General features: G+C 67.0%; 11 protein-coding genes. 7 read left to right on the forward strand and 4 right to left on the reverse strand.

The window, feature by feature from the left end; genetic code table 11:
* Nucleotides 1–27: 27 nt before the first annotated feature.
* The gene (locus tag ASF25_RS07445; protein WP_056304210.1) at nt 28–504 is read right to left on the reverse strand and encodes a hypothetical protein; all 477 of its coding nucleotides are present in this window, start codon (nt 502–504) and stop codon (nt 28–30) included.
* Nucleotides 505–1,410: 906 nt separating this feature from the next.
* Between ASF25_RS07445 and ASF25_RS22625 the strand changes: the two genes are divergently transcribed.
* The 5 genes from ASF25_RS22625 (at nt 1,411) to ASF25_RS07470 (ending at nt 7,317) form a co-directional block, all read left to right on the forward strand.
* A complete protein-coding gene (locus tag ASF25_RS22625) occupies nt 1,411–2,316 on the forward strand; it encodes a hypothetical protein (protein WP_156368908.1) in 906 nt (301 codons plus the stop codon).
* Between the two features lie 130 nt (nt 2,317–2,446).
* A complete protein-coding gene (locus tag ASF25_RS07455) occupies nt 2,447–4,096 on the forward strand; it encodes a hypothetical protein (protein WP_056304212.1) in 1,650 nt (549 codons plus the stop codon).
* A 178-nt stretch (nt 4,097–4,274) separates the two neighbouring features.
* On the forward strand, nt 4,275–5,297 hold the full coding sequence (locus tag ASF25_RS07460; RefSeq protein WP_156368909.1) for an ABC-three component system protein: 1,023 nt from the start codon (nt 4,275–4,277) through the stop codon (nt 5,295–5,297).
* The gene (locus tag ASF25_RS07465; RefSeq protein WP_056304214.1) at nt 5,294–5,545 is read left to right on the forward strand and encodes an ABC-three component system middle component 6; all 252 of its coding nucleotides are present in this window, start codon (nt 5,294–5,296) and stop codon (nt 5,543–5,545) included. The genes ASF25_RS07460 and ASF25_RS07465 overlap by 4 nt, the downstream gene beginning before the upstream one ends.
* Nucleotides 5,542–7,317 carry an ABC-three component system protein gene (locus tag ASF25_RS07470; RefSeq protein WP_056304215.1) on the forward strand — a complete coding sequence of 592 codons (1,776 nt, stop codon included), beginning with the start codon at nt 5,542–5,544 and terminating at the stop codon, nt 7,315–7,317. The genes ASF25_RS07465 and ASF25_RS07470 overlap by 4 nt, the downstream gene beginning before the upstream one ends.
* Nucleotides 7,318–7,333: 16 nt before the next feature.
* Here the strand turns inward: ASF25_RS07470 and ASF25_RS07475 are convergent, their stop codons facing one another.
* The gene (locus tag ASF25_RS07475; protein WP_056304216.1) at nt 7,334–8,128 is read right to left on the reverse strand and encodes a hypothetical protein; all 795 of its coding nucleotides are present in this window, start codon (nt 8,126–8,128) and stop codon (nt 7,334–7,336) included.
* 568 nt (nt 8,129–8,696) lie between these two features.
* Between ASF25_RS07475 and ASF25_RS07480 the strand changes: the two genes are divergently transcribed.
* Entirely contained in the window at nt 8,697–9,422 is a 726-nt protein-coding gene (locus tag ASF25_RS07480; protein ID WP_056304217.1) for a DNA-binding protein, read from the forward strand.
* A 214-nt stretch (nt 9,423–9,636) separates the two neighbouring features.
* Here ASF25_RS07480 and ASF25_RS23210 read toward each other — a convergent pair whose 3' ends face one another.
* Complete coding sequence (locus ASF25_RS23210; RefSeq protein WP_244472936.1) at nt 9,637–11,904, reverse strand: ADP-ribosylglycohydrolase family protein; 2,268 nt, start codon at nt 11,902–11,904, stop codon at nt 9,637–9,639.
* A gap of 92 nt (nt 11,905–11,996) precedes the next feature.
* Here ASF25_RS23210 and ASF25_RS07490 point away from each other — a divergent pair, with 92 nt between their 5' ends.
* Entirely contained in the window at nt 11,997–12,647 is a 651-nt protein-coding gene (locus tag ASF25_RS07490; protein WP_056304218.1) for a hypothetical protein, read from the forward strand.
* A 220-nt stretch (nt 12,648–12,867) separates the two neighbouring features.
* Here ASF25_RS07490 and ASF25_RS07495 read toward each other — a convergent pair whose 3' ends face one another.
* Nucleotides 12,868–14,349 (reverse strand): DUF4041 domain-containing protein, encoded by a 1,482-nt coding sequence (locus ASF25_RS07495; RefSeq protein ID WP_244472937.1) that lies wholly within the window; start codon nt 14,347–14,349, stop codon nt 12,868–12,870.
* Nucleotides 14,350–14,940 lie beyond the last annotated feature (591 nt).

Below are 14,940 nucleotides of genomic sequence, written 5' to 3' on the forward strand. Positions count from 1 at the left end.
CTGGATGGGCATCGTGGCGGCTCGGGGCTACATCGGCTTGGCGGGCAGCGGCGGGTGATGGGCCGCCTCCTCGGGGACGGGGATCGGGCCTCCGGTGCCGTCCCCGGGACGGCCGCGTCGGCGGCCGATCCGCTCAAGCGCGGCCTTGCGGCGGGCCTCGATGGCCTCCCGGACGAGGTCGGGGATCGCGAGGGACGGCGGCCGCGGGAGGCCGGCGATGCGCGCGTGCTCGGTGCGGGCGTCGAGCACGGCCATGGCCCGCTCCCACGTCCCGATGTCGGCGGCCATCTCGCGGCCGACGACGGCCCGCTCGACCTGTTCGTCGGCGTCGGGGCGAGCCCGCCAGGGGGTCTGACCGGTCAGGCGACGGGCATACTGCCAGGACCAGATCTCGGGTCCCATCGCCTCGGCGAGTGGGCTGAGGTCGGCTTCCCGGGCGGTGTCGAACAGGCCGGCATTGAGCCGACGGGCGTAGTCGCGCGTCGCGGTCGAAAGCGACAGCATCCGGACCACCCGCCGCGACGGCGCCGGGCGTCGAATGACGGGTGCCGGCGCGAACCCGAGTGGCGGCAGGTCCGCATCCGGGGTTGCCGCGCATCCGGGGCGACGCCGCGTACCCCAACCCATCCGATCCAGCCAACGCACCAGCATCCCGGCCCCATCAGGCGAGCCACAATCGGCTCATGAAAGGAATAAGGGAAGCACAGAGCGCGGGAATGTCACTGGTGTTAGCCAAGAAAGTCAGAATTGGCCAAGATGCATGACAAGTGCATGCCAATGGTATGACGCTTTTGGTTAATTTAGGTCGCATTTTATCGAAATCAGGCTTTCTCCGGTGGCTGGTGCTTGCATCGCCGCCCGGATGAATCGAATCGGGCCGAGGGCGATCCGCGGGCGATCCCGGCGGCAAACCCGGGCAACGACGCCGTGCGCGACCGGCGACCGATTCGCCTCCGTCGATGGCCATAGGAGGACCGGGCGCTCCTAAAACGCATGACATCCATGGCTTGTTGGCGGGATCGGCCGGGGCATTCGGACGGGCGGATTTGGAAACACGGGATCGGACCGGAACACTTCGGCTCCGATCAACGAAAGGCCTTCGCCATGCTCCGGACCATCCGCCATCTCCTCGGCCTCGGCACGAAGCCGCCGTCTCCCCCGCCGCGCGCCTCCGATCGGTCGCGGCCTCAGACGGGCGCCGGACCGTCGGGGGCCGTCAGTCCGGCGGGAAACGCGACCCGGGCGAGGTCCTCGCATGACAAGTCGGCGACGATGCCGATCGCCGGGGTGGAAGGAGGAGGGAGAGAGCCAGCCATGGCCGTCATGCGTACGCATGCCGTCCAGATGCCGCCGCCCGGGGCGGCGTCACCAGGGCTCCCGCCCGTGGACCTGGTAGAAAGTGCGGTCGGGATGACCGTCGTGGTCGCCGGCAGGCACCCGCATGCAGCCGCGCCCGGACTGGATCTCGGGGTACCCGAGCGGGACTCGACGCCAGCCGTAGCCTCCTCGGAGCGAGAGATCGATCGATTCCCTGCCGATCCGGCCCGGCCAGGGGCAATCTATGCCGAAAAAGCACTCAGTAGAGAATACGTAGACAGCACGTTCGAAGCACCGAAATCCGACGATTCGTCGATTGAGCGATCCTTTGCGTCGGTCGCGATCCCCGAAAGAACACTTGAGGAACGTCGCCCGAGCATTCCGGAGTGGTCCTGGGACCTCATGCAGATGGAGCTTTTCCCTGGTCTGCCAACGGCATGCCAGCATTCCATAGGCCTGGAAACAGACGAGCGAAAAGCATTCCACCCCAAGGATAGAGGGGGCGACGGTCAATCCTTGGCGGCACGGGTGTGGGCGGCCGAGCCTACCGCCGAGCCACCTGATTCCCTGGGCGTTGACCTGCCGGTCGAAACCGGGTTGCCTCGCGTGACGACGCCGGCCAGGGATTTTCGCAGGCTTCCCCAACGGGTTGCCGACCGGCCGCGTATCGAGGAGTGGAGCGATGACGAGCTGCTGACCCTGCCCGAGGCCGCCGCCCTGTTCTGGCCGGACGGACCGATCACCACGAACACCCTGAGGACCGCGGGCCGGGACGGCGGACTGGCGATCACGGTAGTGGCAAAAAAGTTCTTCACGACCCCACTGGCGATCCGCCGGATGGGGGTGGACGAGGTCGGAGAGGCGCGGACGGCGAAGGTCTCGGAAGCATCCGATGCCTCACCCCAGGCGCTCCTCCGGAAACGGCTCGACGAGGCGAAAGCCATCGGTCGGGAGCGCACACGTCCGAGACGTGCGGCGGGGAGATCTGTCTCACCCTGAGCCGTGTACGGCAAGGCGAGACGGCGAGCGGCGGACACGGGGCGCGTTCAACTTGGCGGAAGATCCGCCCCGCGTCCGCCATCCGAAACGCCCGCACGAGTGCGGGCACGGGATAACGGACCCTAGAATCATGACCGAGAAGATGCAAGCGGGCGCCGTCGGGCGCGCCGCCGAGGACATTCGCGTCGCCCTGATGACCACGGCGGCCGCGATCCCCGAGGTCGAGCGTCGGCGGGGGCCGGCGCCCCTGCCGCCGCGGCTGGTGCTGCGGACCTCCAAATCCGACCCGGGCGTCAGGATCTTCCACATCCGGGACGGCAAGGTCGAGATCTCGACCCGCCTGTCGGAGCTGGACGAGGCGGACGCCCAGCTGAAGCTGGACGTGTACAGGCTCCAGAAAGGGGCGCGTGAGCGGGGGATCGTCGCTCCGCGCATGGTGCCGGTGGCCGCCGTCCTCGCCTACTTCCTCGACGCCGTCCGCCCGGCCGCGAACGCCCCCGACAAGGAGGTCGCCGCCTACGCGGCGCTGGCGAGCCGGCTGGGCACGCTGGCCCGGCACTTCGGCGGCGCGGTGCTGAAGGACCTCACGAAGGCGCGGTGCAATCTCTACGTCGAGTGGCGCACGAGCCTGAGGGATGCACGCTACCGCGAGGGGAACCCCGACGCGCCGCTGGCAACGACCGCTTCGGCGCGCGAGGACCTCATCGAGCTGCGCAAGGCGGTGGTGCTCTACGCCGATGAGCACGCACTGGCCTGGCACCCGAAGGTGCATGTGCCCAAGGCCGGTCCCGGCCGCACCCGCTGGCTGCGCAGGAAGGAGGTCGCGCGGATCCTGTGGGCCACGCGTGGCCGGATCTGGGATGCGGCCACGAACGCTTGGCAGGTCGAAACGGTGATCGACGCCGACGGCATTCCGGTCACCCGTCGGGTCCTGCGTCCCCGCCACATCGTCCTGAACCGAAAGGCCATCCGCCGGTTCGTGGCGATCGGCCTCTACACCGGGACCCGCAACGCGGCGATCCGGGAGCTGACCTGGGAGGCGAACGAGGACGGCGGCTGCCTCGATCTCGACGGCCGCTACATCCACCGGCGCGGCTTCGGCCGCGACCCCTCCGTCGGTAAGCCCCGTGCGAGCTCCAGGATCGCGCGGAAGTTCTGCGCGATGGCCACGCCGTGGCGTGACGAGGACCTCGAAGCCGGCATCGCGCACGTCGTCCACCAAACGGACGGCTCGGCGTACGCGGCGAGCCCGGTCTGCGTCTGGGGTTCGGTCATCGCCGACGCCGGCCTCGGCGAGGAGGTGGTGCCCCACGTCCTGAGGCACACGGCGGCCACGTGGCTCAGGATCGGCCGCACCGACGTGCGCGCGGCCGCCGACCTCCTCGGCATGAGCGTCCAGGCGGTGGTCCGGATCTACGGGCAGTGGACCCTGGAGGGGCAGGACACGGCGGCGGACGAGCTCGGCTACGGCAAGGGCATTAAGGCCGACGTCTTCGTCGGTGGCAAGAGGCCCAAGCCCAAGACGGAGCCCAAGCCCGAGCCCACGCCCGAGCCGACGGCACCGGCCTCGCCCGAGCGGGTCCCTGCGTTCGCGCCGATGCCGGCGATGGCCATGTCCTATGGCTGGGCCGAACCGACGTGGACGGGGGTCCCGACCTTCTCGACGCCGACCGCCATCGTCGCCCCGCGCGGCAGCCGGCGCCGTACGCGGAGGGTCACCGCGACGCGGCGCGGGCGCCAGATGTCGTATCTCCAGCGCGACGTCCTCAAGGCCCGATGACCCAACGCCCGGGGTGGCGACGGCGTTCGCCCGTCGCCACCCCGGGCGGTCGAGGCACGGGACCGCTGCCGACATCGTGTCCATCGACGTCGCAGGCTCGCGGTCCCGCCCGAATTTCGGCGGATGACGCGACGCGTCCGCCTTTTCGATGTAGCCTTGACCGATACCACCTCCGGTGATGGGCGACGGCGACCGACGCCCCTTGCGGATGGTGGGAATACCTATCAACCAGGCGACCAGCCCTCGACGATCGGCCAGCATGTCCTCCTGGATGACGCCGCACCAACGCCTCCAGTGGCAGATGAACCTGGAGCTGAAGCTCCGGCAGCTCAACGGGGACGCGTTCCAGGATTTCTTCTCCCGGGTCATGGCCCGGCTTCACGGTGCCGACTTCATCCGGGTTCGCCCTTTCGGCAGCCTCGGCGACAAGGGCTGTGACGGATACCTGCAGGGCAGCGGCCAGCTCTTCCAATGCTACGGCAAGCTGCACGACGCCGGCCTGACCGTGTCGACGCTCGTCGCAAAGATGACGGACGACTACGTCAAGGCGAGCGTGGCGCTCTCGGCGATCATGAAGGAATGGCACTTCGTCCATAACCTCGTCGACGGCGTTCCGGTCGAGGCCGTCGTCAGGTTGAAGGAGCTTGAGGCGGCGAACAGCCACCACCGATTCGGCATGTTCGGGCCTCCCACCTTCGAGGACCGAATCCTCGCGCTCGACGAGTTCCACCTCACCGCCCTGCTCGGTCCGGTCGCCTCGGCCGAGGACAGCCGCAACATGCGGATCGAGGAGGTGGCCGGGCTCATCGAGAAGGTGATGCGCGACATCGATGACCCGCCTCTCGTAGACGCCGCCCCCACCGACCCGCCCTTCGACAAGCTGGACTTCAACGGGATCCGTGGCGCGTGGCATGGCATCCTCGTGGGCGCCACGTCGAACGCTCCCCTCGTGAAGGACTATGTCGACCGACATCCGGACCCGCAGATGGGGATCCGGTTGTCCAAGGTCTTCGCGAACCGCTATAAGGAGCTGGATGCGAGCGGGCTGTCGCCCAACGCCATCCTCACCAAGCATTATGAGGACATCACGGGGGTCGGCAGCGTCCCGCCGGAAAGGCAGGTCGCGGCGCAGGCGCTCCTGGCCTACCTCTTTGAAGCTTGCGACATCTTCAAGGATCATCCCTCGAAGGTGACCCCATGATCCTGCCAGGCAAGCATCTGTCCCCGCATCGCGCACTCGTCGGCGTGGGAGCGGAGATCCTCCGTCAGCTCGACCGGCCGCGCGAGGTGTCCGACCTGTGGGAGCGGGTGCGCTCGGCCCGTGGCGATATCCAATTGTCCAATCCGATCTCCTTCGACTGGTTCGCGCTCGCCTTGGCCTTCCTCCACGCCATCTATGCCATCGAGGACGCCGACGGCCTGCTTCGCGCCGCGGTCCCCGCGCCATGATCCTCTCGATCGACAGCTCGCTCCCGACCTTCAAGCCCGTGCGCTTCCATGCCGGGATCAATGTCCTGCTGTCCGCCAAGTCGGCCGAGGGCAACGATCGAAAGACCCGCAACAGCGCCGGGAAATCCAGCCTCGTCGACATCGTCCATTTCCTGCTCGGCGGTAAGGCCGACCCCGGCAACCTGCTCAGGCACCCGCTGCTGAACGACCACGTCTTCCGGGGGACCCTCTGGATCGCCGGGCGCGAGGTCACCGTCGAGCGCAGCGGAGCCAAGCACGGGCGGGTCTACGTCGATCCCGCCAGCTCCGAGCACTTCGGCCTGCAGACCAAGCCGGACAAGGAGACAGGCGCGCTCTCGATATCGAACGAGGCCTGGAAGGATTTCCTTGCGCACCGGTGGTTCGACCTGCCGGCCGTCGTCAGGGGCTCACCGTTCGAGGAGAGCTTCACCCCGAGCTTCCGGGCACTGTTCGGCTACTTCGCCCGGCGACACGGATCCGGCGCCTTCGGCCATGTCGAGCGCCAGGCCGAGGCGCAGCAGCGCTGGGACTGGCAGTCCAACCTCTCCTATCTCCTAGGGCTCGACTGGCGCGTCCCCCGCGACCTGCATCTCGTCAAGCAGCGGGAGGGGCAGCTCGACGAGCTGAAGAAGGCCGCCAAGGGGGGGGCCTTCGGCGCGTTGATCGGGACGGTGGCCGAGCTTCGCCCGGCCGTCGTCCTCGCGGAGGCCAAGGCCACCAAGCTCCGGGAGGAGATAGGCCGCTTCGAGGTCCACGACACGTATCGCGAGATGATGGGCCAAGCCACGCGGGCCAAGGTCGAGATGCAGGCGATCTCTCGCCGTGCCGTGCCCTTGCGGGAGACGGTGGCCCATCTCCGCGCCTCGATAGAGACCGAGCGGCCTCCGGAGCGCGACGACCTCAGCCGCCTCTACGCCGCCGTCGGCATCGAGTTGCCGGACCTGGCCAAGCGTCGCTTCGAGGATGTCGAACGCTTCCACCGGACCGTCGTGGAGAACCGGCGTCTACGCCTGCGCGAGGAGATCGAGACGGCGGAACGCGAGCTGGCCGAGGGCGACATCCGGTTCGCCGGGCTGGATGCCGAGCGTGGGGACATCCTACGGATCCTGGAGGGGCGTGGCGCGCTGGAGGATTTCGTTACGCTCCAGAAGCGGCTGGCCGACGCGGAGGCCGAGGCCGCCGCCCTGCGGGAGCGCTTCAGGTCGGCCGAGGTGCTGGAAAACCGGACGACCGAGCTCAGCATGGAGCGGATCGGAATCAAGCGCCGGCTGCAGGAGGACCACCAGCGCCGCAGGGACCGGCTCGACGAGGCCATCCTGCTGATCGGCAACGCCATCACCGCGCTCTACGAGGATCGGACGGGTAAGTTCGAGGTCGAGGCCACCGAGAACGGCCCCGAGTTCCGCATCACGATCCAGGGCGATCGCGGCGGCGGGATCTCGAACATGGAGATCTTCTGTCTCGACTACGCCCTGTTCTCGATCTGGGGTAGGCGCAGGAAGGGGCCCGGCTTCCTGATCCACGACAGCCATCTGTTCGACGGCGTCGACCCGCGCCAGGTCGCCAACGCGCTCGCGCTCGGGGCCGACGCCGCGCGCGCATACGGGGGGCAGTACATCGTCACGATGAACTCGGACATCTACGACACCCTGCCCCTGTCGGCCGATATCGACAGGCAGGGGGTCGTGATGCAGCCCCGGCTATCGGACGCGGACGAGACAAGCGGCCTGTTCGGGTTCCGCTTCGACTGAGCCCGTCGCATCCGCCTCACGCGAGGCGGGACCTCCAGGTGTCGAGCAGGGTCAATCGCTCGAATTCCGGATCGTCCCGCCGGATGACGCGCAGGATGGCGTCACTGGGCACGTCCTCGCGGACGTATCCTTGCATGCCGTTGCCGTGGCCGGTCCGGATCTCGCGACGTTCGAGGTAGACGCGCATGACGCGTTCGCCGACGTCGCAGTGGGTCTCGATCCCGGCGGCTGGCACGGCGGCCTCGACGATGTAGGGTCGGCCGATCCGGGCGAGGGCCGGACCGACCGTGTTGTGATCTTCGTACCGGCCGTAGAGCGCCTCCCCACCCCACGAGGAGAACAGCCGGATGACGCCGCCCTCGTCCGCGAGGTCGCGCGTGCGGAAGACGAACCACGCCATCCCGGCCCGGCTCCCGTCGCGCCCGTCGTTTTTCGCGATGATGGTCTCGGCCACGCCGCGCTCGATGAGCCCCAGGGCGAGCGCCCGTTCGATCCGGCCCTCGAAGAGTTCCGGTGTCAGGGTCCTGAGCCCGTCCCGCTCAATCGCCACGGCCTCGCCCTCGGTCAGGCGGGTGCAGTGGTAGCCGACGATCCGGCAGCCGAGGACGATGTCGTGGCACGCCGCCAGGACGGCGGCGCGTCCCTCGGCATGCGGGTTCGGGTCGCGGCCGACCCGTGCCATCACCTCCTCCTCGCATCGCCTGTCCCAGGCCGCGCGCTCGCGCTCGTAACCGCGAAGGAGGGGAAGGCCGTCGTCGAGGCATCGCAGGAGGTGCCCGGGCCACGTGGCCTCGTCGTCCAGCCTCATCATGCCTTGCCGCCCGGCGTTGGAATTCGGATGGGGGCACAATACGTGAGCAAAGTGCCCCTGACTGCGAACCTTGACGTGGTGCCCCGTGCCGCCGCATCAAGGCGTCGACGACCCGGCCGAATTCCGGAACGTGCCCGGAGCCCACGGGAAACTCTCGGGCCCGCGGCGGCGGCGGCGTGCAAGCCGTTCAGCCGGCTCAGGAATTACGGCCCTCCGTATCTCCCTGATAGGAAACAAGCTGTCCACAACTCATTGAGAATGAACGATCCCCGTTCGGTCCGATCGATCCCGATGCGGCCTCGTCCCTTCGGCTGAACCGAAACCTGCGGGAAACCTGCGGGACGATTTCTGGCCCGGAGAGGCCCATAATCGAGCAAATCCGGGATGTCATCGGCGGGCAATCCACCTTCCTACGAACCCGCTCAATCTCTCAAGCCCGTACCGCACAGCGCATCACCCGATGGTAGTGGTAGCGATATCAATCATCGCTACCACTACCATCGCCCGGCCTATGATCTGCCGTTAACGTCCTCCGGCTAAGGTTGCGCCCCCGAGGGGGCCGGCGGCGATGGTTGACAGAAACGCGGTGTTTGAAGCGGCCAACGATCTTCATTCGGAGGGCGCACTGGTCTCCCAGTCCACGGTCAGGGCGCGCCTCACGAGGAAGACCGGACGGGGCGGCTCGCCCCGCGACGTCGGGCCGTATCTCCTGGAATGGAAGGCGGAAAAGACCTACGCGCCCGTACCTCCACGCGGAACGGTGCCAGCGGACGTGTCTGCCTACCTGGCTAGGGCGACCGCCACCCTATGGGCCGCGGCCCAGGACGAGGCCGACCGGGCCTTCCAGGGGGACCGCGAGCGCTTCGAGACCACCCTACGCGACGAACGGGCACTGCGCGCCGAGACGCTCGCCATGGCCGACGGGCTGCTCGTCAGGGTCGCCGGACTGGAGGCCGAACTGGCCGAGGCTCGGCGGCATATTCAGGCCGTGCGGGCCGACCACTTCTGGGACCGCGTCGTCCACGACATCCACGCGATCCTGCCTGCGGACGGCTCCATGCGTGTGAGAGAGATCGCGGATCGGCTCGGCGCCGACCTCGCGGAAGAAGCTAGAACCCACGTGGAGGAGTGGTCTCTCAAAACTATCCGTAAAAAGATCGAGCAGCGGATCTTTCACAAACGGCTCTTCGCACGATCCGCCCCCGGCCTATACCGGCGACGGCGACCCGAGGACAACGTTCTCAGCGACGCACGTCGCATGTCCGAGGGTGGGGCACCCTCGGATACTCTTTGAGCACCCTGCGGCGCGAGGCATTGGGTATTCCACAGGATGTCTTCACGTAGGCGCGTTTCAGTCCAAATCTGCCAATTCGTCGCCGTACATCGATAAGCGGATCTTACTTTAGCGACGCTTGGTCGGTCGGTGCCAAGAGACCGCCTACCGGAAACGCGTCAGATCGGATCGCCTCTGCAGAACGATACACCGTCCGGCATCGGCCGCCCGTGGATCAGCCAGTCGATCGCAGCATCTCACGCAGCAGCCTGCCACCGCGGCTGCCGCTCGTCTGGAAGGCGCGTCGTGGCTCGGCGCCGCGGTAGACCACGACGCCCGGCTCCTCGTCCGTCACCTCCCACAGCCTAGCGGAGCGTGCCACGACCAAGGCGGCCTTCCCCGCTCGCACACGTGGCATCAATCCTTCCCGCACGAAGCGTCGGATCATCTGTGACGAGGGGAGTGCCGGCGCCACCCGGGTCGCAACCGCTCCCCCCTTCGAATGGTACGGGACGAGCTGCAGCATGCAGATGTCGGGGGCATCGGATTCGACGATATCGGGTCCGAAGGTCTGGCGTGCCCACCGAAATCCCGGATGCGTGGCGTGCTCCTTCAGGAGGTATGGATAGGGCTGGTCGCCCGCCAGGTTGTCGCGCAACGCCGCCTTGAAAGCCGGACGCGCCTCCTCGATCGGATCGTCCTCGCTCAGGCCCGGGTTGAGGAACAGGATATAGGCTTTCGCACTGCGCAACGCTCCGGCCCATGGCACTGGATGGAGGTCGAGGGCGAAGCTACCTTGGGAAACGAGCTGCCTGTCGTCCGGGTGGACGTGCCCTTCGCCCAAGCGCGCCCAGAACGCGACGAGATCCTCGACCGAACTCGACCACGCGGACGACGGGCTTTCCGTTGTCATTTCAGTTTTCTCACCTTCCTCGGATTCCTGAAGCGGAACGAGGCGGTCGTTTCTGAATACCATCTCGCCGACGCCCGGTCGGATCACACGTGCACCTTCGCCCGTTTCGATGAACCGGGATCGTCTGGAAGGACCGAGTTGATCCGGCGGGCAGCCGGCCTCGAACAGCCGAACGGCGGCGTCCTCGATCCGCTCGCGCCACGCCAGGATGGCGAGCCAATCCTGTGGGATACCGGACAGGCCGTAGACGGCGCCGGCCAGCTGCCCGGCGATCGCCGCCGTCGTGTCGGCATCGTCCCCGAGGTTCGCGGCGAGCACCACTGCGGAGCGGAAGTCCGTCGTGCGCGAGACCGCCCACGCGGCCGCCTGGAGGGACCGCACGACATAGCCGGAGCCTTCGATCGCGTCGCGATGCAGCCCGCGCCAGCCGCCCTCGACGGCCTCTGCCGATGGACTGCCCAACACGTCGTTCAGTGGTGTTCCGGCAATGGCTTGCGCCAAGAGATCCCCGAGGAGGCGCGAGCATCGCACCGTCGCGGGCGAGCCGTGCGTAGTACGGGTCTGCCGGTCCGAGGTCGCCCGCAGCGCGTCGGGGTCGAGCCAGTGCCGGATCGCCACTGGCGCGAGCCGCATCAGGGCGCCGTTGCCCGATGCGGTCTCGCTGGTCGAGCCCGAGACCGGATCGCCCGTGCGTTCATAACGAACCAAGGCGGCACGGGTCGCATTGCCGATATCGAAGCAGGTGCCCGTGCAGGAGTAGGCCCCGTCGCCACGCCACGCGACGAAGCGGTCCATCAGGTCGCGGGCATCGAGGTTCGGGTCATGCACGAGGCTATCGGCGAGTGCCAACGCCTGGGCCGTGTCGTCGGTCCATTGCCCGGCGAGCAACCGGAACGGACCGCCGCCGACGATGTGATCGAGCACCGCGTACCGTGGCTTGGATGAGAACTCGATGCTTGTCCCGAGCGCGTCGCCGATCGCAAGCCCGACCATGGCACCGGTCGCGCGATCCCGCGTCGCGCCGTGCACGGTGGAAGGGTGGGAAAGCGGTTCGACATGTCCAGCCGCGACCCAGCGCTCCTGTTCCAGGGTCTCGATCGCGCCGGGGCGCACGGCCCGGACCTTCGCGAGCGCCTCGCCTGCCTCCACGCCGTTCTCTACGAGAAGTCGCGCCGCGACCGAGCCGGACCGGCCGAGGCCTCCTCGACAGTGGACGAGCACCCGGGCGCCGCGGGCGAGTAGGCCCCGCAGCCGGACCGAGAGGGCGGGCCAAGTCACCTCGAAGGCCGCGTCCGGCACCGAGACGTCGACGATCGAGGCATGATACCACTCCATGTGCCGACGCCGCACCTCTTCGCCGATCGCGGCGATCCTGACCTCTTCAAGTTCGTGCGCTTCCATCAGCGTCACCACCGCGGCCGCATCCCAGGCGGCGATAGCATCGAGATCCGTGCCGAGATCGCGATCATGCGGGCCGGACATTCCGTGAGGCTGCTTCTTGCCCGGCGCGAACGTGATGCCGATGCGCCCGCCGTGTCGGCCGACCACGACCTCGGCGATCCGGATTGGGTTGTCGGTTGTCTTCGTCACGCTGTTCTCCTGGGTTGCAGGGCGACCTTAGATCGCCTTAGCGTCGCCCCGAGCCGCCGTCGGAATTGTCCGGGGGGCCATGGGAGAGGCGTGTGGGCGGGAGATATGTCGGCTTCTACTGGACACTGCCGGTCCCCCGGATCGGCTTTCGCCACCTCCCCAAGGACGCGGCGGCCGCGGCCGCGGTCAGCACCACGATCCGCTATCAGAGGGCGCTCACGCACCGGTACGTCATCAATACCGAAGGACGTTTGGAGGGGCGGTTGCTCGGCGAGATCGCGTTCATGGATACGAGGCCAGATCGTGCCACCGAAGCCGTATGCGAGGCGCTCGACCGCGTCCAAGATATGACGCGCGGTCGTCGTGCCGCGGTGATCCACGTCGCTTTCGACGAGAAGGCGTGGCGCGGCAATCGTCACCTCGTGGAGCATCTCCGGACGCTGGATATCGAGCGGATCCCTCTCTCGCCGGCCCCCCTCACCATCGACGGCGAGACGCTCGATCCCGTTCGGCATTTTGCGGCTTGGCGTCGGCAGGAGACCGCGGTGATGGCCGCATTGCGGCTTGGCGCGTACGCGGGTCTACGCGCGTCGCTGTCTGCCGTGCCCGAAGGCGAGGGCCGGTGGATGGAGATAGCGGAACGCCTGAATGCGGATGGGATCAAGACGGTTCGCGGCGGATGCTGGACACCCGAGAACGTGCGAAAACTCGCCGGGCGCTTGCCGACCGAGGACGATGCCTGAAGTGCGATGTTCACCGTGGTCGAGAACGACCAATCCATCGTCGTCACACACGGAAACCTTTCCAGCCGGCAGGGTCGGGAAGCGAATCCCGGTGTATCGCTCTCCAATCATCGCATTTTCGATCGCTCATCGGGATATGGCGGTAATCGATGCCCGTCGAACAGCGCCGGGGCGCCGATGTCCCTGCTCAGGCGAATGGCGTATGTGGCAAAAATCGTCCTCAGATCGTGGACGGGAACGACGCCGAGACCTCAACCCCCGCGGCGGCCAGCGTCGACTGACGGCGGGCGAGGGTCTCTTGGTACTCCTGGGCCTCGACATCCTTGATGAACGAGGCATCGGGAGCCAACCGTCTCACGGCCGCCTCGACGTCGTCGATGGAGGCACGGAAGAATTCCTTGCGATAGTTCTGCACGTTGACGCGCGTCTTCTCGAAGGTGGAGTGTAAGGCTCGTTCGAGCGACGGGGCATCGTCGCTGTAGATGATGGCGTGGGTGTCGAACACGAACGGGACGCTCGCATCACCCAACTCCCGGACCCGATCCAGTGGATCCAGACGCCGGGTCAATCCGATCTTGACCACGTCCTTGCCGAACGATCCGACGTTGGAGATGATGTAGACGTAACCCGATCGCGTCCTTTCGGCGAGGGCCTGGGCCCGCTCGACCTTGGCATGCGCCTCGGCCAAGTCGCCTTCGAGCATCCTGATCTGGCCCTCAAGGGCGTCGAGTCTTGCGCCCGTCGCCTTCGCAGCGTCGGCGTTTGCCTTGCCGAGCAATCGTTGATACCGCGCCTCCGCCTCCTCGGCGGCCTCGATGTCGCGGAGCAGCTTTTGCTCCTCCCGCGACGCCCGCGCGGCTTCCGCCCGCTCCTCCTTCTCGGCCTTGAGCTTTTCCCGGTATTCGTGGGTGAGGAACAATTCCTTGCGCTTCAGCTCGGCATAGACCGGCGTGATTGAAACTTGATTCGATGCGTTCAGCTTGTCGATCTGTCCAACGGCTCGGTCGATCCGCTTTCCCATGGCGACGACGTTGTTCCAACGGGTGTTCGCGATCGCGGCGTCGCACTCACCGTTGAAAGCCCGAAGGGTCAGCTTGATCGCCCTGGAGGTCATGGTCCTCCCCTTAGCCTCGCTGCCGTCGACGGACCACGAAATGCCGCAGACCACGGCCGCCTCGTCGGCAACCAAGTCTTTCTGTCTCTGGCGGATGTCCTCGATTTCCGTCCTGTAGCGTTCGCTGTCCGAGAAATCGAAGTGGGGCTCGTAGACCCCCATCTCGGCGAAGGCCAGCCGCTCGTCAAAGATCGCGATCTCCTTGACGAGGCTATCGTAGGTCGACTTCTTCTCGCGATATTGCTCCCGCGTACGCTCGATATCGGACCTCAGCCGGAGGGCCTGCCCCTCCAGGCCGCCGACGATCTCCTCCGCAGTGGTCACCCCTGCGTATCGCTTCTCGATGACGGCGTATCTGGTCGCGAGCTCTTGCGACGCTCGTTCCTGCGCGTCCCTCTCTCCTTGGACCCGCACAAGCTCCGCATCCGCGTCGATAACGCCAGCGAAACGGGATCGGAGCTGCGACCTGGCACGCCGCTCCCGGGCATAAAGTAATCCCAGCCAACCCACAGCGACCGTCGCAACGAAGGCGATGACCGCTACGTAGGCAACAGCATCCGTTCGCATTCGAAACGCTTCGTCCAGCATTACCCACCGCCCACGATACCGTCGTCCCACGACCGAAGCGGCGCGGCTGCCAAGGCAGGCTGAGCGTCACGACCCCAAAGGCATCGCTGGTGCCCATGGAGGCGGCTCGGGGGAACCTGACGACCAGGGTGTCAAACGTCAAACCTGCCCGATCCCGGTGAGTTTAGGGCAGTGCGTCGTCATCCGCGAAATAGGATCGCCTCCTCTCGTTCTCAGATTGGCGGGAGGCACACGGCGGTGGTACACACGAACCTTGAAAACGGGCGCCGCGAGCCCCGTTTCCCTAGGGAAAGCGTTATCCGGGGTACAGTCCCCCCCTCTCCGCCAGAGACCAGTTTGAGGCGGTTCGCCCGGACTTTAGGCTACTGCAATCACTCAGCTTTTCGGGCTGAGGCGCTTGACACGGTTTCGTTCGATCCCACCAGATACCCTCTCACTTGCTGGAGTAGATGCTCGGGGTTGGGCGGACATTTGACGCTGACCCAGCAAACTGGCTCTTTGCCAAGTTTGGTGGATTGGGTTGGTGGGGGGATGCCGGAAGGTAGCTGCTGGCTGAACCGGGCGGGGATTCTCAGATCAGGGCATGACCCT

It is taken from the genome of Methylobacterium sp. Leaf100, from assembly GCF_001422845.1.
Taxonomy (GTDB): domain Bacteria; phylum Pseudomonadota; class Alphaproteobacteria; order Rhizobiales; family Beijerinckiaceae; genus Methylobacterium.